This is a genomic window from Pseudomonas khavaziana (assembly GCF_019145205.1).
GTDB lineage: Bacteria > Pseudomonadota > Gammaproteobacteria > Pseudomonadales > Pseudomonadaceae > Aquipseudomonas > Aquipseudomonas khavaziana.
On sequence record NZ_JAHSTT010000001.1, the window covers coordinates 930,782 to 950,111 of the forward strand.

Below are 19,330 nucleotides of genomic sequence, written 5' to 3' on the forward strand. Positions count from 1 at the left end.
TCGCGAGCAAGCCCGCTCCCACATTGGATCGGGTGTCGCCTGATATGTTTGCGTGACTACCACCAGATCAGAGTGAGATTGGATGTGAGCAAGAGAGCCTATAACTTCTGTGCCGGTCCCGCGGCGCTTCCTGAAGCAGTCCTGCAGCGTGCGCAGGGTGAACTCCTCGACTGGCATGGAAAAGGCCTCTCCGTGATGGAAATGAGCCATCGCAGCGATGAGTTCGTATCCATCGCCACCAAGGCCGAGCAGGACCTGCGCGACTTGCTGGACATCCCATCCGACTACAAAGTGCTGTTTCTGCAAGGTGGTGCGAGCCAGCAGTTCGCTCAACTGCCGCTGAACCTGTTGCCGGAAGATGGCACTGCCGACTATATCGACACCGGGATCTGGGGGCAGAAAGCCATTGAAGAGGCATCGCGCTACGGTCACGTCAATGTGGCAGGCACCGCCAAGCCCTACGACTACTTCGCCATTCCAGGTCAGAACGAGTGGAAGCTTTCGAAGGATGCGGCCTACGTCCACTACGTAGCGAACGAAACCATTGGCGGCCTGGAATTCGACTGGGTGCCGGAAGTGGGTGACGTGCCGCTGGTGTGCGACATGTCTTCGGACATCCTTTCGCGCCCGATCGACGTATCCAAATACGGCATGATCTACGCCGGTGCGCAGAAGAACATCGGCCCGAGCGGCATCCTGGTCAATATCATCCGCGAAGACCTGCTCGGTCGCGCGCGCTCGCTGTGCCCGACCATGCTCAACTACAAGGTTGCGGCCGATAACGGCTCGATGTACAACACCCCACCAGCGTTCGCCTGGTACCTCTCGGGCCTGGTGTTCGAATGGCTCAAAGAGCAGGGCGGTGTGGCTGCCATGGGCAAGCGCAACGAAGAGAAGAAGCGCACCCTGTACGACTTCATCGACGCCAGCGGCTTGTACAGCAACCCGATCAACCTCACTGACCGCTCGTGGATGAACGTGCCGTTCCGCCTGGCCGATGATCGCCTGGACAAGCCATTCCTGGCCGGTGCCGACGCGCGCGGCCTGCTGAACCTCAAGGGCCACCGTTCGGTCGGCGGCATGCGCGCCTCCATCTACAACGCTGTCGACATCCACGCGATCAACGCGTTGGTGGCCTACATGGCAGAGTTCGAAAAGGAACACGGCTAATGTCTGAGCAAGAACTCAAGGCCCTGCGTATACGCATTGATAGCCTGGACGAGAAAGTCCTGGAGCTGATCAGTGAGCGAGCGCGCTGTGCCCAGGAAGTGGCACGGGTGAAAATGGCGTCCCTGGCAGAAGGCGAAGTGCCGGTGTTCTACCGGCCTGAGCGTGAAGCCCAGGTGCTCAAGCGCGTGATGGAGCGCAACAGGGGCCCGTTGGGTAACGAAGAGATGGCGCGGTTGTTCCGTGAAATCATGTCCTCGTGCCTGGCGCTGGAGCAGCCGCTGAAAGTGGCTTACCTCGGCCCGGAAGGCACCTTCACCCAGGCCGCAGCCATGAAGCACTTCGGCCACGCGGTGATCAGCAAGCCGATGGCGGCCATCGACGAAGTGTTCCGCGAAGTGGCGGCCGGGGCGGTGAATTTTGGCGTGGTGCCGGTGGAAAACTCCACCGAAGGCGCGGTCAACCACACCCTGGACAGCTTTCTCGAGCACGACATGGTGATCTGCGGCGAAGTCGAGCTGCGTATCCACCATCACCTGCTGGTGGGTGAGAACACCAAGACCGACAGCATCAGCCGCATCTACTCCCACGCCCAGTCCCTGGCCCAGTGCCGCAAGTGGCTGGACGCCCATTACCCGAATGTGGAGCGCGTGGCGGTATCCAGCAACGCCGAAGCGGCCAAGCGGGTCAAGGGTGAGTGGAATTCGGCGGCGATTGCCGGTGATATGGCTGCGGGCCTGTACGGCCTGACGCGCCTGGCCGAGAAGATCGAGGACCGCCCGGACAACTCCACGCGCTTTTTGATGATCGGCAGCCAGGAAGTGCCGCCCACCGGCGACGACAAGACCTCGATCATCGTCTCCATGAGCAACAAGCCCGGCGCGCTGCATGAGCTGTTGGTGCCATTCCACGATAACGGGATTGACCTGACGCGCATCGAAACGCGTCCTTCGCGCAGCGGTAAATGGACTTATGTGTTCTTTATCGACTTCATCGGCCATCACCGCGACCCACTGGTCAAGGGCGTGCTGGAGAAAATCAGTCAGGAAGCCGTAGCACTCAAGGTGCTGGGCTCGTACCCGAAAGCGGTTTTGTGAGGCTTTGACATGAGTGGCAACTTTCTCGCCCTGGCGCAGCCGGGCGTGCAACAACTCTCGCCTTATGTTCCAGGCAAGCCTGTGGACGAGTTGGCCCGTGAGTTGAATCTGGACCCGTCCAGGATCGTCAAGCTGGCGAGCAACGAGAACCCGCTGGGCCCGAGCCCTAAAGTGCTTGCGGCGATTCGCGAAGAGCTGGCCGAGCTGACCCGTTACCCCGATGGCAACGGCTTTGCGCTCAAGTCCCTGCTGGCGGACAAGTGCCGGGTCGAGCTGAATCAGGTGACCTTGGGCAACGGCTCCAATGACATCCTTGAACTGGTCGGCCGTGCCTACCTGGCGCCAGGCTTGAATGCGGTGTTCAGCGAGCACGCGTTTGCGGTCTACCCGATCGTGACCCAGGCGGTGGGGGCGGATGCTCGGGTGATTCCTGCCAAGGACTGGGGTCATGACTTGCCGGCGATGCTGGCGGCCATCGACGCGCAAACCCGCGTGGTGTTTATCGCCAACCCGAACAACCCGACCGGCACCTGGTTTGATGAGCGGGCGCTGAACGAATTCCTGCAGGATGTGCCGGAGCACGTGCTGGTGGTGCTGGACGAAGCCTATATCGAGTACGCCGAGGGCAGCGACCTGCCGGACGGCCTCGACTTCCTGGCGGCCTATCCGAACCTGCTGGTATCGCGCACGTTCTCCAAGGCGTATGGCCTGGCGTCGCTGCGGGTCGGCTACGGCTTATCCACGGCGGTGGTTGCCGATGTGCTCAACCGTGTGCGCCAGCCGTTCAACGTCAACAGTCTGGCCCTGGCGGCTGCGTGTGCGGCGGTAAAGGATGCCGAGTATCTGGAAGAAGGACGTCGCATCAACGAAAGCGGCATGCTGCAATTGCAGCAGGGCTTTCGCGAGTTGGGCCTGGGTTGGATTCCGTCCAAGGGCAACTTCATCTGCGTCGATCTCGGCCAGGTTGCTGCCCCGGTGTTCCAGGGCCTGTTGCGCGAAGGCGTGATCGTGCGTCCGGTGGCCAACTACGGCATGCCGAACCACCTGCGTATCACCATCGGTTTGCCGGCTGAGAACAGCCGCTTCCTTGAGGCACTGGCCAAGGTTCTGGCCCGTGGTTGATGTCACTGCATTGCAACCTGCTGTGCCTATGATCGGTCGCCTGGTGGTGGTCGGCCTGGGGTTGATCGGTGGCTCCTTCGCCAAGGGCCTGCGCGAAAGCGGATTATGCGGCGAAGTGGTGGGGGTGGATCTGGACCCGCAGTCGCGAAAGTTGGCGGTGGAGCTGGGCGTGGTGGACCGCTGTGAGGCGGACCTGGCGATCGCTTGCCAAGGCGCGGATGTGATCCAGCTCGCGGTGCCGATCCTGGCCATGGAGAAGCTGCTGGCGGTGTTGGCTGGCCTGGATCTGGGGCAGGCAATCCTCACGGACGTCGGCAGTGCCAAAGGTAATGTGGTGCGGGCTGCGCAGCTGGCATTTGGCGAAATGCCGCCGCGCTTTGTGCCGGGCCATCCGATTGCCGGTTCCGAGCAGAGCGGGGTGGAAGCCTCCAATGCACAGTTGTTTCGTCGGCATAAGGTGATCCTCACGCCGCTTGCGCAAACCGATCCGGCGGCGCTGGCCGTCGTGGATCGTCTCTGGCGCGAGCTGGGGGCAGATGTGGAGCACATGCAGGTTCAGCGCCACGATGAAGTGCTGGCGGCGACCAGCCATTTGCCCCATTTGCTGGCATTTGGCTTGGTGGACTCCCTGGCCAAGCGCAATGAAAACCTGGAGATTTTCCGCTATGCCGCCGGTGGCTTCCGCGATTTTACGCGGATTGCCGGCAGCGACCCGGTGATGTGGCACGACATCTTCCTTGCCAATCGCGAAGCGGTGTTGCGTACCCTGGACACCTTCCGCAGCGACCTCGACGCCCTGCGTGACGCGGTTGACGCGGGTGACGGCCATCAACTGTTGGGCGTGTTCACCCGTGCGCGGATGGCGCGTGAGCATTTCAGCAAGATCCTGGCACGCCGGGCTTATATGGAAACCGCAGTGAACGCCGATGAGCTGACTTTCATCGCCAGTCCGGGAGGCCGCTTGAGCGGGCGTATTCGGGTGCCGGGTGATAAGTCGATCTCTCATCGCTCGATCATGCTCGGTTCGTTGGCCGAGGGCGTGACAGAAGTCGAAGGTTTCCTTGAGGGCGAAGATGCCCTGGCGACTTTGCAGGCATTTCGCGACATGGGCGTGGTGATTGAAGGGCCGCACCATGGGCGCGTGACTATCCATGGCGTCGGCCTGCATGGGTTGAAAGCTGCGCCGGGGCCGATCTACCTGGGTAATTCCGGTACGTCCATGCGTCTGCTGGCCGGTTTACTGGCGGCGCAGAGCTTCGATAGCGTGCTGACCGGCGATGCGTCGCTGTCCAAACGCCCGATGGATCGCGTGGCCAAGCCGCTGCGGGAAATGGGTGCAGTGATCGAGACCGGGCCGGAAGGCCGCCCGCCGCTGGCCATACGTGGCGGTCAAGTGCTCAAAGGTCTGACCTACGCATTGCCGATGGCCAGTGCGCAGGTTAAATCCTGCCTGTTGCTGGCTGGCCTGTATGCACAGGGTAAAACCGCGGTCACCGAGCCTGCGCCGACGCGTGATCATACCGAGCGTATGTTGCGTGGTTTTGGGTGCCCGGTGGCAGTGGAGGGCGCGACGGCGTCCGTGGAACCTGGCCGTAAGTTGGCCGCGACCCACATTGAAGTGCCTGGGGATATTTCGTCTGCGGCGTTTTTCCTGGTGGCGGCATCGATTGCCGAGGGCTCCGAGTTGCTGCTGGAGCATGTCGGTGTCAATCCGACCCGCACCGGGGTGATCGATATCCTGCGGCTGATGGGCGCAGATATCACCTTGGAAAACCCGCGTGAAGTAGGGGGCGAGCCGGTTGCTGACTTGCGTGTACGTGCCGCCAAGCTCAAAGGTATCGAGATTCCAGCGGCGCTGGTGCCGTTGGCAATCGATGAGTTTCCTGTGCTGTTTGTCGCCGCTGCCTGCGCCGAAGGTCGAACCGTACTACGCGGTGCCGAGGAGTTGCGCCTCAAGGAGTCCGACCGTATCCAGGTCATGGCCGATGGTCTGGTGGTCCTGGGTGTGACGTGTGAAGCCACGGCCGATGGGATTATCATTGACGGTGGCCCGGTGGGTGGGGGTGAAGTGCAGGCCCATGGTGACCACCGCGTGGCCATGGCGTTCAGCGTGGCTTCCCTGCGGGCCGCGGCGCCGATTCGTATCCGTGACTGCGCGAACGTTGCTACATCTTTTCCGAACTTTCTTACACTGTGTGCCCAAGTCGGCATCCGTGTTGCCCAAGAGGCTCAATTGTGAATATCAAAGCACCGGTGATTACCATCGACGGGCCAAGCGGCTCGGGCAAGGGCACCATCGCCGGCATCCTGGCCAAGCGCCTGGGCTGGTGCTTGCTCGATTCCGGCGCGCTGTACCGCCTGCTGGCGTTCGCGGCGCGCAACCATGGCGTCGACCTGACCAACGAAGAATCCCTCAAGCTGCTGGCCGCGCATCTGGATGTGCAGTTCGTCGGCGCGACGGAAGGTCATCCCCAGCGCATTATCCTCGAAGGCGATGATGTGACCGATGACCTGCGTAACGAGCAAGTCGGCTCCTGGGCGTCCCAGGTTGCCGCACTGCCGGCCGTGCGCGATGCCCTGCTGCAGCGTCAGCGGGCGTTCCAGGAGCCGCCGGGCCTGGTGGCCGATGGCCGCGACATGGGCACCGTGGTGTTTCCGGACGCGCCGCTGAAGATTTTCCTGACCGCCAGCGCCGAGGAGCGGGCGCGCCGCCGCTACTTGCAGTTGAAGGGCAAAGTCGATGGTGTTAGTCTGTCGAGTCTGCTAGATGAGATCCGTGCACGCGATGAGCGTGATACCCAGCGCGCAGTAGCCCCGCTAAAGCCGGCGGCTGACGCGATACAGCTGGATTCCACGGAGTTGTCCATCGAGCAGGTGCTGGAACGCATCATGAGCGAGATCGCCATTCGCGATATCGCCGGGTGACCAAGAAGGCTGCAGGGGACCAGTCATAGTCCTGCGGTGCTTCTTCTAATTGAAACTGACCCATACCGTCTGGGGTGTGGAGATGGGCGTATTCTTCGCCCTTATCAACAGGAATTAAAATGAGCGAAAGCTTTGCGGAACTCTTTGAAGAAAGCCTAAAAACCCTGAACCTTCAGGCAGGCTCCATCATCACCGGTGTTATCGTTGATATCGATTACCAAGCTCGCTGGGTAACCGTTCACGCTGGTCTGAAGTCTGAAGCTCTGATCCCGCTGGAACAGTTCTACAACGATGCTGGTGATCTGACAATCAATGTCGGTGACGAAGTTCACGTTGCTCTGGACTCGGTTGAAGACGGTTTCGGTGAAACCAAGCTGTCCCGTGAAAAAGCCAAGCGCGCTGAATGCTGGATTGTTCTCGAAGCAGCCTTCGCAGCTGAAGAAGTGGTCAAGGGCGTTATCAACGGTAAGGTTAAGGGCGGCTTCACTGTCGACGTTAACGGCATCCGTGCGTTCCTGCCAGGTTCTTTGGTCGACGTTCGTCCAGTGCGCGACACCACGCACCTGGAAGGCAAGGAACTCGAATTCAAGGTCATCAAGCTCGACCAGAAGCGCAACAACGTTGTCGTTTCCCGTCGCAGCGTCCTGGAAGCAGAGAACTCCGCCGAGCGTGAAGCTCTGCTGGAATCCCTGCAGGAAGGCCAACAAGTCAAAGGTATCGTCAAGAACCTCACCGATTACGGCGCATTCGTCGATCTGGGTGGCGTCGATGGCCTGCTGCACATTACCGATATGGCTTGGAAGCGTATCAAGCATCCTTCCGAAATCGTCAACGTTGGCGACGAGATCGATGTCAAGGTTCTGAAGTACGATCGTGAGCGTAACCGCGTTTCCCTGGGCTTGAAGCAGCTGGGCGAAGATCCATGGGTTGCTATCAAGGCTCGTTACCCAGAAAGCACTCGCGTAACCGCGCGTGTTACCAACCTGACCGACTACGGCTGCTTCGCAGAGCTGGAAGAAGGCGTGGAAGGCCTGGTACACGTTTCCGAAATGGACTGGACCAACAAGAACATCCACCCTTCGAAAGTCGTACAAGTCGGCGACGAAGTGGAAGTTATGGTTCTGGACATCGACGAAGAGCGTCGTCGTATCTCCCTGGGCATCAAGCAGTGCAAATCTAACCCATGGGAAGATTTCTCTGGCCAGTTCAACAAGGGCGATAAAATCTCCGGCACCATCAAGTCGATCACCGATTTCGGTATCTTCATTGGTCTGGACGGCGGCATCGACGGCCTGGTTCACCTGTCCGACATCTCCTGGAACGAAGTTGGCGAAGAAGCTGTTCGTCGTTTCAAGAAGGGCGACGAACTGGACACCGTTATCCTGTCGGTTGACCCAGAGCGCGAGCGTATCTCCCTGGGTATCAAGCAGCTGGAAAGCGATCCGTTCTCCGAGTACGTTCAAGAGAACGACAAAGGCGCAATCGTTAAGGGCACTGTGAAAGAAGTTGACGCTAAAGGCGCCATCATCACTCTGGCCGACGATATCGAAGCGACTCTGAAAGCCTCCGAAATCAGCCGTGACCGCGTTGAAGACGCGCGCAACGTTCTGAAAGAAGGCCAGGAAGTAGAAGCCAAGATCATCAGCGTTGACCGCAAGAGCCGCGTAATCCAACTCTCCATCAAGTCGAAAGACGAAGTTGAAGAGAAAGAAGCCATCCAGAGCCTGAAAGCCGCTCCGGAAGCTGAAAAAGGCGAGACCACCATGGCCTCCCTGCTGCGCGAAGCAATGGCTAAGCAGAACTAAGTTCTGTAAAGCTATAGAAAAAGGGCGACTTCGGTCGCCCTTTTTTGTGCCTGAAATTTGATGAATCAACAACATAGAACCAAGGCGTTCAGCTCAATGTCAGAACTGACTATAGTCTTCACGAAGGCTATTCGTTTTGCTGACCTATAAGGGCTTGAATGAACAGGATTATTGTAATAGTTGCGTTGATGGTGCTTGCAGGCTGTTCCTCCACCAGTGCCAAGACCTACGCCAAGCGCGGCGCCAGCGGTATCGAAATCGACTGCTCTGGCCTGGGTAATAAGTGGGAGAAGTGCGAGAAGCGTGCTGCCCGTGAGTGCAAGATGCAGGGCTACAAGGTTGTCACACGCTCCAGTGATGCCAAGGACGAAGAGGGTGACTACTTGTTCGGTTGGAACCCTGCAGGTGCCGTAACTCGAACCATGTTGGTAATCTGTAAATGAGGGCAGATGCTTACGCGATGGGCATTCATTCTGCCTGTAGATTAGTTGACACATGGGCTGTTCAAATTCATCAAGTCATGCTAAAACCTTCGAAGCGCTTTTCCTAGCTGCTTGAAAAAGAAGGGAAAAATATGACGAAGTCGGAGTTGATCGAACGAATTGTCACCCATCAAGGGCTGCTCTCATCCAAGGATGTGGAGCTGGCTATCAAGACCATGCTTGAGCAAATGTCCCAATGCCTGGCCACCGGAGATCGTATCGAGATCCGCGGCTTCGGCAGCTTCTCACTGCACTACCGTGCACCGCGCGTAGGCCGTAACCCAAAAACCGGCCAATCCGTCAGCCTCGACGGCAAATTCGTACCCCACTTCAAACCGGGCAAGGAATTGCGTGATCGGGTGAACGAAGAAGAGGAAGAAGGCGTCTGAGTGTTTTTGGGGTAGGAGAAGGTTATGCGTGGGGTTAAGCGCTTTGTTGCGGTATTGATTGCAGTGCTTGCGGCGCTGGTGGTCTTGGCGTTTGTGTTGGAGAACCAGCAGGGTGTGGCGCTGTCGTTCCTGGGTTGGAGTACTGCGCAGATGCCGGTGGCGGTGTTTGTGGTGGTGGCTTTGATTGTGGGGATGTTGATTGGGCCGGTGTTGGGGGTGGTTGTTCGGAGGCGTCGGGGTAAAGCGGTTGCTTAGGGTATGCTCTCTGGGTCAGGTGTGATGAGGGGGCGGCGGCGCTGGTGACCGTTTGTCAGAAACCTTGTCATGCAGAGCGCTTCAAACTGCCTGGCTACCTATCCCCGTTGGTTCCGACAGTTCTCCTAGAAAAGTCAGAATCGTCCGACATACATGTCAAGACTTGTAATATACCAAAGAGATGGCAGAATGGAATCTGTTCTCGATAACAGGCATTTTGTGCGCTCAAAATTTGGCAGAGACGCTGGGTTTTGGCGGTCAACCAATTAGAATAAAAAAACGCAATTTTGTCTGCATAACGAGCCCGCAGTTTCTCTTTGAAGGCAGGTTTTTGTTGTGAGTAGTAGTCTCCGCGTTCCCCCATTAAGATCCTCCGACGAAATAGATTTAATAACTCTATTAAAAAACGTCTTCCTTCAAAAAAAGCTCGTGTTCTTAGTGACCTTAGCTGTCACATTGATTGCAGTGTGCTATGCGTTTCTGGTAACGCCACAATACAAGATCAATGCGGTGTTGCGCCCTGCGGCCATCAACGAGTTGGATGCACTGAATCGCTCTGAGATTTACCAGTTGCCACCAGCGGACGCATTAATCAAGGTTGGTGAGGCACTCGAATCCTACGATACTCGCTTAGCTTTCTTCAAAGCCAATCAGAGGCTATTCGCAAGGTTCGTTCGCCCAGGAGAAACGCTGGAGCAGAGTTTTGAAGCATTCAACCGCAACTCTATTCAATTAACGTTGCCTGATCCAAATAAAAAAGACGCTCTGAGTGATTATATAAAGCTTGAAATGACTTATCCCAAGGGTATTGATGGCGTAGCGATTCTGAATGGTTTAGTGGATTACGCTATTGGGACTGAGCGTGAGCAGATCAGTGCGGACGTTAATGTAATCGTTCAAAATCGGTTAAGGGAACTCCAGGGAAAATTCGATTCAGCCCGATCGAATTACAATGTTGAGAAAGAGGCCAAAATAGCCCGGTTTCGTGAAGCTGATTCATTGAAGCGTGCCCAGTTGCAGGACGAGTTGAAAGCCTTGCGGGCTCAATTGAAAGCGTTACGCAGCGATCGTATCTTTCAACTGAATGAAGCTATCGGAATTGCTAAAACTTTGGGTATTCAAAAACCGGCAACGCCTTCATCGTTCGGTGAATCTGATAAGGCGGGCGCTGGCAGCGTAATTCGTACCGAAGTAAATAATCAGCAAATCCCACTTTATTTTATGGGGGTTGAGGCGCTTAAAGCTGAGATCACCGCATTGGAGCAGCGTAGATCGGATGATTTCACCGATCCTCGCGTGGCCCAGATCGCAAAGGAGCTTCAGTTGCTAGCGACCAATCGCGAAATTGAAGTGCTGAACGCGCGTAAAAATGAGGATGTTTTTCTCGCTGGTGTCGAGTCCTTACGTGCGGAGATGACTCGTTTGAGTAACTTGAGTACCGATATGTCGACCCTCAAGCTAGTCACTATCGATCAACAGGCCCTTGAGCCGGTAGCGCCCTCTAAGCCTAACCGTATATTGATAATGGCGCTTGGTTTGTTTGGCGGCGCTGTCTTAGCATTTTTTATTGCGCTTACTAGGATTATGGTCGTTACCGACAGCGCCCGCATAGTCGATGAAGATATAACCTCAAGCAGTCGTGTGCGCGGCGATGTTAAATCGACCAGTAGTGTTAAACCCAACTTATCCCAAATTAGTTGAGCGCTATGGAGTGATTGAGGTTTAATGGGCTCCCCCTTTTCAGAGCGTCACTATGGTGCGTCTTCGCTTTAAGGCCCGGGGAGGGGCAGTTTTGAAAAGCGTTTCCGGGTTGGATGTTTTGATCTTGAATTGGTTGTTGCCGCAAAAAAGGGTAGGTCAACTGAGAATTTTTTGTAGGAAATGACAGGTCGGGGTCTGTGCTGAGATCGCTTAGGATACATAGCTTGGCGTCCAAGTCCGCACTGGATTGTGACGGCCGTAACGTAGTTACGAATCAGATTGTCGCTCTCAAGTGCTCGGATCCTATATGTCGGCGTGTTCCTGTTGCTGTCAGCCGGGCGCTGATAGATCCATTGGTAGCTGTGGTTTATCAGCTTTACACCGTGGGCTCTAGATACGTGCCCCCAGCTGATGATCAATTTCAGCAAATTTATGGCGCTGCTGATTCTTCTAGAACAGGTTGTAAACCTAATTTCAAGGTACGGTTCCCCTCACCTACCCTCGACCATTGAATTCTTGGCCCAATACCGAGAAACTGCGTCAGAGTTTTTGCATTCACCTGGCAGAATGGCGCGGTGGTGTAATTCCTATGCTAAAGGAAGTTTTAGAGAATGACGGTTATTAAACGCAAAGGCATTATTCTGGCAGGCGGTTCTGGTACGCGCTTGTACCCGTTGACATTGGGCGTGTCCAAGCAGCTGCTGCCCATCTTTGACAAACCGATGATTTTTTATCCGCTATCCGTGCTCATGCTAGCCGGTATGCGCGAGATCCTGATCATTTCTACGCCAGAAGACCTGCCATGCTTCAAAAAATTGCTGGGCGATGGCAGCCAATACGGCATCGAACTCACCTACGCAGAACAGCCAAGCCCCGACGGATTAGCGCAAGCCTTCATCATAGGCGAAGAGTTTATTGCTGATGATCCTTGCTGCCTGATTTTGGGTGACAATATTTTTTATGGCCAGCATTTCTCGGACAACCTTAGCTCTGCGATGTCTCAAAACTCTGGCGCAACCGTATTCGGATATCATGTTTCGGACCCGGAGCGTTTTGGTGTGGTTGAATTTGATCACGACGGCCGTGCGCTTAGCATTGAAGAGAAGCCAGCAGTTCCGAAGTCAAATTACGCAGTTACAGGTTTGTACTTCTACGATAATCGTGTTGTAGATATTGCAAAAAACATTAAGCCTTCACCGCGTGGTGAGCTTGAAATTACGGATGTTAACAAGGCCTATTTGGACGACAAATCATTAACTGTAGAGATGCTAGGTCGAGGCTTTGCCTGGCTGGATACAGGCACTCACGAGTCGTTGCTTGAAGCAAGCCACTTTGTTCATACCATTGAACATCGTCAGGGACTCAAAGTCGCTTGCCTCGAAGAAATAGCTTTCAACAACAGTTGGATCTCACCAAAGCAACTAAGCATGCAAGCAGAGAAGCTTAAGAAAACAGGTTACGGACAATACCTGCAGAAACTTCTTAAAGAGGCTTCTGAAAAATGAAATTGATTCAAACATACATTCCAGATGTTGTGATAATTGAACCTGCTGTTTACACGGATGCGCGTGGCTGGTTCATGGAAAGTTTTAATCAAGCGAAGTTTCAGGTGGCGCTGAAGGAGCTGGGGCTACCCGTTCCGAGTGCATTTATTCAAGACAATCATTCTTACTCCTCGAAAGGGGTATTACGTGGACTGCATTTTCAGCGTGCACCTCACGCCCAAGGAAAATTAGTCCGGGTTGTAAGAGGTTCTGTATTCGATGTTGCAGTCGATATCCGCCCCTCTTCTCCTACCTATCTCCAATGGGTCGGCGCGGAGCTAAGCGGCGATAACAACCGTATGATGTGGATTCCGGAGGGCTTTGCTCACGGCTTTGTTGCGTTGGAAGATCATACGCACTTTTTGTACAAAACTACTGGTTACTATGATAAGGAGTCCGAAGGTGCGCTCCATTGGAACGACCCTAAACTATCCATCAAGTGGCCTGGGTCTATTAATTATAATGTCAGCGATAAAGATGATGAGGCCCCCGGGGTCGAGAGCTTATCGGTGATTGTAAAATGAGTTTAATTAAACTTTTGGATATCAAGAAGTTAGGTGATCATCGCGGTCACCTCGTTGTTCTTGAGAATAACAAAAGTATTCCGTTCGCTATAAAGCGCGTCTATTACCTCACTGGCACGCAAGCGGGGGTACCTCGTGGGTTTCACGCTCACAAAGAGCTCACACAAGCTGCCGTTTGTGTTTCAGGGCGTTGCCTCATGAAAATGGATGACGGAAGACACAAAGATGAAATTTGGTTGGATTCGTCTGATAAAGCTATCGTCATTGATAAAATGATTTGGCACGAAATGCATGAGTTCAGTGCAGATTGTGTACTGTTAGTGCTAGCCGATGATTATTATGATGAAGAAGACTATATTCGAAATTATGATGCGTTTTTGGAGTTGGTAAAACATGCCTAAAATTCATCCGCTTGCTGATGTAAAAAGCACAAACATTGGAAAAGACACCCGGGTGTGGCAGTATTCGGTGATTTTTGAGGGAGCGGTCATTGGCGAAAATTGCAACGTTTGCGCTCATACACTAATAGAAAACGGCGTCTCGGTAGGCAATAATGTAACGATTAAGTCGGGTGTATTTCTCTGGGAAGGGACAGTGGTTGCTGATGACGTTTTCATCGGACCGAATGCTACATTTACTAACGACGCTAAGCCTCGATCCAAAGTTTATCCAAAGAGTTTTTCTGGCATTACTATCAAACGAGGCGCCAGCATTGGTGCCAACGCGACTATCTTGCCGGGAGTAGTTGTGGGAGAGGATGCGATGATAGGCGCCGGTGCTGTAGTGGTTTCTGATATTCCAGATGGTGCAGTCGTTGTGGGTAACCCAGCTAAAATTATTAGGTATTTGACAAAATGATAAGTTTTCTTGATTTGAAATCTATCAATCAAGTGTTTCGTCAGGAACTGATTGACGCTTGCACCCGAGTTATAGATTCAGGATGGTATATAGGGGGGAGCGAACTGGAGCAGTTTGAACAGAGCTATGCTGACTATTGCGGGACGAAGTATTGTATTGGCGTTGCCAATGGGCTTGACGCTTTGGTACTGGTCATCCGAGCCTGGAAAGAACTTGGCTACTTGAGCGAAGGTGATGAAGTTCTTGTTCCTTCAAATACTTATATCGCTAGCATTCTAGCTATATCAGAGAATGGGCTGATACCTGTTTTAGTAGAACCGGATCCTGCGACCTTTAATATGTGCCCCCTCAAAGCAGAAGCTGCTATTTCTAGCAGAACCAAATGCATTCTGCCCGTGCATTTATATGGTCGTCTTGCGGATATGCCGGCCATCTTGGAACTCGCTGAACGTTCTGGTCTGCTTGTGCTGGAGGACTCAGCTCAATCCCACGGGGCTAACTTGAATGGAAGGAAAGCTGGTAGCTGGGGGAATGCCTCCGGTTTCAGTTTCTACCCTGGAAAAAATCTAGGTGCGCTTGGAGATGCAGGTGCAATAACTACAAATGATGAAGTGCTTGCGTCGACTCTGAGGGCTTTACGCAATTACGGTTCTCACCAAAAATACAAAAATTTGTACCGTGGGGTGAACAGCCGGTTGGATGAGATTCAGGCAGCTTGTTTGTCTGTCAAACTCAAATATCTGGACGAGCAAACGTCCCATCGTCGTCAAATTGCTGATCTCTACACCAGATCTATCAATAACCCGGCAATTGTTTTGCCGACGTCGGAAGGTTTCGAGCCTTTGCAGAATACGAGTCACGTATGGCATGTTTACACCGTGCTTTGCGAGCAAAGAGAAGCGCTCCAAGAACATTTTATTGAATGTGGGATTCAAACTCTAATTCATTATCCAATTCCTCCACACCATCAAGATGCCTATGCTGAATTGGCGGGCTACTCTTTCCCAATTTCTGAAAAAGTACATAATCAGATCTTGAGCTTACCGATCGGTCCTACCTTATCGCTGAGCGACGCTGAAGTAGTAGTTCAAGCATGTAATAGTTTTATGGTTAAAAATTAAATGAATCTTGTTAAAACCAGCTTTTTTAATGGAATAGCTGTTGTTGTTAAGATGTTGACCCTGTTGGGCATTAATAAAATATTGGCGCTGTATGTTGGGCCGTCAGGCTACGCTGCGTTGGGGCAGTTACAGAATGCCCTTACGATGATCATAACGCTCTCCAGCGGCGCTGTTAATACGGGTGTTACTAAATATACAGCTGAATATATCGACGAGCCGAGTAAGCAGCATGCAGTATGGAAGACCTCAACAGCTTTGGCTATTGTAGGCTCTCTTTCTGTAGGTATCATAGTTGCGGTATTTAGCGATAGACTGTCAGTGTATTTTTTCAAAAAGGAAGAATACGCGAGCGTATTTTTGTGGGTCGCTTTATCCCTAATATTTTTTACCTTTAATGCATTGCTGATGGCCGTTATTAACGGAAAAAAAGATGTAAAAACATTAGTCGTTGCTAATATCTGTGGAAGTTTTTTATCACTGATAGTGACTGGTTTCCTTACTTGGTTTCTAGGGCTTTATGGCGCTTTAGTTTCTCTTGGGATATACCAGGCGCTGGCTTTCGTTACGACTGTTTTTTTATGTAGGCATGCAGAGTGGTTTAGAGTTGAATATTTTTTTGGACGGTTTGATAAAGGTGTAGCTGTTAATCTAGCTAAGTACGCGGCAATGGCGTTGACCACTGCAGTTTGTCTTCCGATCGCTCAGATATTGATTCGAGACCATTTAACCAGTGAGTTTGGAGTAGAATACGCTGGTTATTGGGAGGCAATGTGGAGGCTAAGCAGTGCGTATCTCTTGTTGGTGACAACTACTCTAGGTGTTTATTATCTTCCCCGCCTTTCTGAGCTGTTCGGCTACGCGGCTATTTTGAAAGAAGTTGTAGAAGGTTATAAAGTTGTACTCCCTGTTGTTATCGCAGGCTGTGTGGTTGTATATTTTTTACGCGATTTTGTTATATATATATTATTTAGCAATCAGTTTCTGCCAATGAGAGATTTATTCGCGTTTCAACTCATTGGTGATGTCATGAAAGTTGGAAGTTGGATACTTGCCTACGTCATGCTGGGTAAGGCTATGTATAAACTTTACATAGTTACAGAGATACTTTTTTCTATGTCATGGTATTTCCTGGTTTTGCTCTTCACTCGATGGCATGGTTTTGACGGAGTGGTTGAAGCTTATGCACTCAATTATTTTTTGTATTGGGTTGTCATGTCTATTTGTGTAACGTGGGCGCTGAGCACCCACTCTAAGGGTAAGATCGCCCCATCAATGAAGAGTTCTCAATGAAAATTTTAATTCCAATGCTTGCATTTTCAAGTGCTGGTGGGATGAGGGTGTTATCCAGGCTGTCAAGTGAGTTGATAGAAAGCGGCCACGAAGTTGATTTTTTAGGTCCGCACTTTATCAATAGTCCTTATTATCCAACGCGGGCTAAAGTGAGGGTGTTTTCGAATTTTTTTCATCGTGTGCCGGTAGTGCGAGGGATTTTTAACCTCTTAGGAATGTTTTTGTTTATTCTAAAGCATCGGAAAGAATATGATGTTTTTTTGGCAAACTATAATTTGACTGCATTCCCGGTTGCGTTCGGTGCTTTAGGTACGGGTAAAGGTTTTTATTATATTCAAGCCTATGAGCCCGACTTTTACGATAAGAAAAGTTTTATAGGTTTTTTTGGCTATCTTATGGCTTCAGCTTCTTATTTCTTACCGCTTCGACGAATCGTTAATGGTGAAATATATAAAAGTTATAAGTTGCTAAAAGCAAAGTGTGTTGTTGAGCCGGGCATTGATCTTGAGGTTTTCAAATTTACTCCTAGGCCGGTTCCTTCTGAAAAAATAGTATTAGGCTGCATAGGTAGAGAGCTAGCATGGAAAGGTACATACGAGATTGTGGAGGCAGTAAAAATAGTTAGGGCAACCACAGGTAAGAACTTAATTTTAAAATTAGCGTTCGAGCTTCCGAAAAATGTAGCTTTGAAAAGCTATGACTTTATCGAGATGAGTGTGCCTCATGGAGATGAGAACCTAGCAGCATTTTATAGCGGTGTTGACTTGTTTATAGCCATAGGGCTCCTTCAAGATAATGCCTTTCACTATCCGTGTTTAGAGTCGTTGGCGTCGGGGTGTATAGTTATTTCAAATTATGGGCCGGCCAGTAAAAGTAATTCGTTAATTGTTGAGCAGGTAACGGTTGAAAAAATAGTTACTCAGATACTGCGTTACCTTCAATTAGATCAGCACGTTTTGGCCACCATGCGGGCTCATGCAGAGCGTGACGTGAAAGCATATGATTGGTCAGCGATAGCAAAAAAAATGCTCGATTCATTCGCTTTTTTACGTTAATTAAGTTTAAGAAAATAAATATGAATACTTCCGTTGCCGCAGTAGTAGTGCTTTTTAAACCTGATCTGATCGTGCTTGATAGGTTGCTGCTTAGCATCTATGAGCAAGTGCAGCTTGTGTACATTATTGATAATACCCCCGGGTCAAGTATTGAGGATTACGCGGGCAGGTTTGATGATCGAAAATTGTTTTATAAATCCCTCCACGATAATTATGGTATCGCCCGTGCACATAATGTTGGTGCTCAGCTGGCTGAAAGTGAAGGCTATTCACACGTTTTGCTGCTCGACCAAGACAGTGAGTTACTACCTGGCACTGTTCAAACATTGTTAGCTGAAGAGAAGAAGCTGCTCGATAAGGGCATTAAAGTTGGTGCAATAGGGCCCGTATTCGTCGATGAAAAAACAGGCGATGCTGCCCCTATACTTAGGCCATCATTTTTTGGCACTAAGAAAATTGATATTGATTTAAGTTCTACGTTACCTGTGCTCAGTAACTATATCATCGCCTCAGGGTCATTGATCCGCGTTAGTGTTTTTAAGGTGGTCGGGTTGATGCAGGAAGATTTATTTATTGATTGGGTCGATATAGAATGGGGAGAGAGAGCTTCTTCAGTAGGTTATGGTTCATATTTGACTCCGTTTGTGACAATGCGCCACAGCATTGGTGACGAGTTTGTAACTTTGATGGGTAAGCGAATTACGCTACACAGCGACTTTAGGAATTACTTTATTGTCCGAAATGCCGCTTATCTTGCCATATGGAGTAAGGCACGTATTCAAACACGCCTCGAGTTTGCGCGAAAGGTGCCTTATTATATTATTTGTTATACCCTGTGTTCAAAGAGGAAGTTTTACTCTGCGAAATTGTTGTGCCAAGCTCTTTATGATGGCGTAGCGAGAAATATGTTTAAAGGCAGATTTTGATGTTGTACTTGTTAGTTTTTTTGACTGCTTTAATGTGTAGCTTTTTTTCTTTGGTTCGCAGCCAGGAAAATTTAATAGCGGTTTCACGCGCTTTGTTTGCGCTTTTGTTTTTGTTTTTGGTTCTCTTTGCGGGGCTGCGTGCGCCAGATGTGGCACCCGATTATTCAAATTACATTGACTGGTTATATCGAGTCGGAAGCTCATCCGAGTCCATTTTTGAAGAATTTAAAGATCCCGGGTTCTTACTTGCTTTCGGCTTTATACATTGGCTTGGTTTTCCGGATTATATATTTTTCTGTTTCATTGCATTTGTTTCCTTGTATGCTAAGTCAGCATTTTCAAACATAGTCTTGCGTGGATTTTTCTCTTACGTGCTTTTTTTTATGATCTTGTCTCGATTCTACATCGTTCACGACATGGTTCAAGTTCGTGTTGGGGGCGCGATAGCGTTCGCTTCTTGCGGCATAATGTTTTTTTATATGGGGCAGAAAACCAAGGGCCTAGTTTTATATGTTTTAGCGCTTAGTTTTCATCTTTCGGTCATAGTGTTTGTCCCCTGTTTTGCTCTGGTAGTGTTAGGGTTTAGATATATTGGGCGAGTCGGTATTGCTATTTTATTAGGTTCGGCTTTCGCGTTGAGCACTTTGATTTCTGGTTTTGCTGATCGTCTAGCTGGGTTTAGCCGTCTGGCACCTTATATTAATGGCGAATATCATACAAGTGCACTGTCTTTATTGTCCTTCTACTTTATTTCTCGCATGACGCTGATTTCGGCGATTTTGATTATGCTTTATCAACGACTTACAGATGTCGAACGCTTTATTTTAAGTCTGTCTGCCATCGGTTTGGTTTTGCAGATTTCTCTCTCGTGGAATGATTCATTTTCATTGAGGGCTGCCGAAATTTTCGGTTTTTTCGATATGGCCTGTTTTGTCATGCTGATGCGATTATTTAACTATAGAAGTAGAGTTTTCTATTGGTTAGCTCTTGTGGGGATGTCTGCCGTTTTCTATTTCTCATCGTTGAAAATGGTTGAAGATTATCATTGGATATTGTCTTGAATTTTACG

19 protein-coding genes are annotated in these 19,330 nt (G+C 51.1%); all 19 read left to right on the forward strand.

Annotation, left to right across the window (positions count from 1 at the left end; all coding sequences use genetic code 11):
* The first annotated feature begins 84 nt into the window (after positions 1 to 84).
* The 19 genes from serC to KVH01_RS04365 all read left to right on the forward strand — a co-directional run bounded on the left by serC (position 85) and on the right by KVH01_RS04365 (position 19,322).
* A complete protein-coding gene (serC, locus tag KVH01_RS04275) occupies positions 85 to 1,170 on the forward strand; it encodes a 3-phosphoserine/phosphohydroxythreonine transaminase (protein WP_043047446.1) in 1,086 nt (361 codons plus the stop codon).
* The gene (gene pheA / locus KVH01_RS04280; RefSeq protein ID WP_217880557.1) at positions 1,170 to 2,264 is read left to right on the forward strand and encodes a prephenate dehydratase; all 1,095 of its coding nucleotides are present in this window, start codon (positions 1,170 to 1,172) and stop codon (positions 2,262 to 2,264) included. Before serC ends, pheA begins: the two co-directional genes overlap by 1 nt.
* A 9-nt stretch (positions 2,265 to 2,273) precedes the next feature.
* Entirely contained in the window at positions 2,274 to 3,386 is a 1,113-nt protein-coding gene (gene hisC, locus KVH01_RS04285; protein ID WP_217880558.1) for a histidinol-phosphate transaminase, read from the forward strand.
* Between the two features lie 28 nt (positions 3,387 to 3,414).
* A complete protein-coding gene (locus KVH01_RS04290; protein WP_264083495.1) occupies positions 3,415 to 5,625 on the forward strand; it encodes a bifunctional prephenate dehydrogenase/3-phosphoshikimate 1-carboxyvinyltransferase in 2,211 nt (736 codons plus the stop codon).
* Entirely contained in the window at positions 5,622 to 6,311 is a 690-nt protein-coding gene (gene cmk, locus KVH01_RS04295) for a (d)CMP kinase (RefSeq protein ID WP_034102642.1), read from the forward strand. The genes KVH01_RS04290 and cmk overlap by 4 nt, the downstream gene beginning before the upstream one ends.
* Positions 6,312 to 6,430: 119 nt before the next feature.
* The gene (rpsA, locus tag KVH01_RS04300) at positions 6,431 to 8,116 is read left to right on the forward strand and encodes a 30S ribosomal protein S1 (RefSeq protein ID WP_043047443.1); all 1,686 of its coding nucleotides are present in this window, start codon (positions 6,431 to 6,433) and stop codon (positions 8,114 to 8,116) included.
* A 158-nt stretch (positions 8,117 to 8,274) separates the two neighbouring features.
* Positions 8,275 to 8,559, forward strand: coding sequence for a hypothetical protein (locus tag KVH01_RS04305; protein WP_217880560.1), 285 nt, complete (start codon positions 8,275 to 8,277; stop codon positions 8,557 to 8,559).
* Positions 8,560 to 8,690: 131 nt separating this feature from the next.
* Positions 8,691 to 8,987, forward strand: a complete 297-nt coding sequence (gene ihfB, locus KVH01_RS04310) for an integration host factor subunit beta (RefSeq protein ID WP_003189779.1) — start codon at positions 8,691 to 8,693, stop codon at positions 8,985 to 8,987.
* Positions 8,988 to 9,011: 24 nt separating this feature from the next.
* Complete coding sequence (locus KVH01_RS04315) at positions 9,012 to 9,242, forward strand: lipopolysaccharide assembly protein LapA domain-containing protein (RefSeq protein ID WP_217880561.1); 231 nt, start codon at positions 9,012 to 9,014, stop codon at positions 9,240 to 9,242.
* Positions 9,243 to 9,578: 336 nt separating this feature from the next.
* Complete coding sequence (locus KVH01_RS04320; RefSeq protein ID WP_217880562.1) at positions 9,579 to 10,943, forward strand: Wzz/FepE/Etk N-terminal domain-containing protein; 1,365 nt, start codon at positions 9,579 to 9,581, stop codon at positions 10,941 to 10,943.
* Between the two features lie 611 nt (positions 10,944 to 11,554).
* Entirely contained in the window at positions 11,555 to 12,448 is an 894-nt protein-coding gene (gene rfbA / locus KVH01_RS04325) for a glucose-1-phosphate thymidylyltransferase RfbA (protein ID WP_217880563.1), read from the forward strand.
* Positions 12,445 to 13,011 (forward strand): dTDP-4-dehydrorhamnose 3,5-epimerase, encoded by a 567-nt coding sequence (gene rfbC / locus KVH01_RS04330; RefSeq protein WP_217880564.1) that lies wholly within the window; start codon positions 12,445 to 12,447, stop codon positions 13,009 to 13,011. Before rfbA ends, rfbC begins: the two co-directional genes overlap by 4 nt.
* Positions 13,008 to 13,412 (forward strand): sugar 3,4-ketoisomerase, encoded by a 405-nt coding sequence (locus tag KVH01_RS04335; RefSeq protein ID WP_217880565.1) that lies wholly within the window; start codon positions 13,008 to 13,010, stop codon positions 13,410 to 13,412. The genes rfbC and KVH01_RS04335 overlap by 4 nt, the downstream gene beginning before the upstream one ends.
* On the forward strand, positions 13,405 to 13,869 hold the full coding sequence (locus KVH01_RS04340) for an acyltransferase (protein WP_217880566.1): 465 nt from the start codon (positions 13,405 to 13,407) through the stop codon (positions 13,867 to 13,869). The genes KVH01_RS04335 and KVH01_RS04340 overlap by 8 nt, the downstream gene beginning before the upstream one ends.
* The gene (locus KVH01_RS04345; RefSeq protein ID WP_217880567.1) at positions 13,866 to 14,990 is read left to right on the forward strand and encodes a DegT/DnrJ/EryC1/StrS family aminotransferase; all 1,125 of its coding nucleotides are present in this window, start codon (positions 13,866 to 13,868) and stop codon (positions 14,988 to 14,990) included. Before KVH01_RS04340 ends, KVH01_RS04345 begins: the two co-directional genes overlap by 4 nt.
* Positions 14,991 to 16,280, forward strand: coding sequence for an O-antigen translocase (locus tag KVH01_RS04350; protein ID WP_217880568.1), 1,290 nt, complete (start codon positions 14,991 to 14,993; stop codon positions 16,278 to 16,280).
* On the forward strand, positions 16,277 to 17,335 hold the full coding sequence (locus KVH01_RS04355) for a glycosyltransferase family 4 protein (RefSeq protein WP_217880569.1): 1,059 nt from the start codon (positions 16,277 to 16,279) through the stop codon (positions 17,333 to 17,335). Before KVH01_RS04350 ends, KVH01_RS04355 begins: the two co-directional genes overlap by 4 nt.
* Positions 17,336 to 17,355: 20 nt before the next feature.
* Complete coding sequence (locus KVH01_RS04360; protein ID WP_217880570.1) at positions 17,356 to 18,261, forward strand: glycosyltransferase family 2 protein; 906 nt, start codon at positions 17,356 to 17,358, stop codon at positions 18,259 to 18,261.
* The gene (locus KVH01_RS04365; protein ID WP_217880571.1) at positions 18,261 to 19,322 is read left to right on the forward strand and encodes an EpsG family protein; all 1,062 of its coding nucleotides are present in this window, start codon (positions 18,261 to 18,263) and stop codon (positions 19,320 to 19,322) included. The genes KVH01_RS04360 and KVH01_RS04365 overlap by 1 nt, the downstream gene beginning before the upstream one ends.
* Positions 19,323 to 19,330: the final 8 nt, after the last annotated feature.

Excerpts from the sequence above, each read along its gene's own strand:
- rfbC (WP_217880564.1), top strand. The coding sequence starts at position 12,445 with ATGAAATTGATTCAAACATACATTCCAGATGTTGTGATAATTGAACCT.
- rfbA (WP_217880563.1), top strand. The coding sequence starts at position 11,555 with ATGACGGTTATTAAACGCAAAGGCATTATTCTGGCAGGCGGTTCTGGT.
- KVH01_RS04305 (WP_217880560.1), top strand. The coding sequence starts at position 8,275 with ATGAACAGGATTATTGTAATAGTTGCGTTGATGGTGCTTGCAGGCTGT.
- rpsA (WP_043047443.1), top strand. The coding sequence starts at position 6,431 with ATGAGCGAAAGCTTTGCGGAACTCTTTGAAGAAAGCCTAAAAACCCTG.
- KVH01_RS04355 (WP_217880569.1), top strand. The coding sequence starts at position 16,277 with ATGAAAATTTTAATTCCAATGCTTGCATTTTCAAGTGCTGGTGGGATG.
- KVH01_RS04365 (WP_217880571.1), top strand. The coding sequence starts at position 18,261 with ATGTTGTACTTGTTAGTTTTTTTGACTGCTTTAATGTGTAGCTTTTTT.
- KVH01_RS04350 (WP_217880568.1), top strand. The coding sequence starts at position 14,991 with ATGAATCTTGTTAAAACCAGCTTTTTTAATGGAATAGCTGTTGTTGTT.
- KVH01_RS04340 (WP_217880566.1), top strand. The coding sequence starts at position 13,405 with ATGCCTAAAATTCATCCGCTTGCTGATGTAAAAAGCACAAACATTGGA.
- KVH01_RS04290 (WP_264083495.1), top strand. The coding sequence starts at position 3,415 with ATGATCGGTCGCCTGGTGGTGGTCGGCCTGGGGTTGATCGGTGGCTCC.
- KVH01_RS04315 (WP_217880561.1), top strand. The coding sequence starts at position 9,012 with ATGCGTGGGGTTAAGCGCTTTGTTGCGGTATTGATTGCAGTGCTTGCG.
- hisC (WP_217880558.1), top strand. The coding sequence starts at position 2,274 with ATGAGTGGCAACTTTCTCGCCCTGGCGCAGCCGGGCGTGCAACAACTC.
- KVH01_RS04345 (WP_217880567.1), top strand. The coding sequence starts at position 13,866 with ATGATAAGTTTTCTTGATTTGAAATCTATCAATCAAGTGTTTCGTCAG.
- KVH01_RS04360 (WP_217880570.1), top strand. The coding sequence starts at position 17,356 with ATGAATACTTCCGTTGCCGCAGTAGTAGTGCTTTTTAAACCTGATCTG.
- ihfB (WP_003189779.1), top strand. The coding sequence starts at position 8,691 with ATGACGAAGTCGGAGTTGATCGAACGAATTGTCACCCATCAAGGGCTG.
- KVH01_RS04335 (WP_217880565.1), top strand. The coding sequence starts at position 13,008 with ATGAGTTTAATTAAACTTTTGGATATCAAGAAGTTAGGTGATCATCGC.
- pheA (WP_217880557.1), top strand. The coding sequence starts at position 1,170 with ATGTCTGAGCAAGAACTCAAGGCCCTGCGTATACGCATTGATAGCCTG.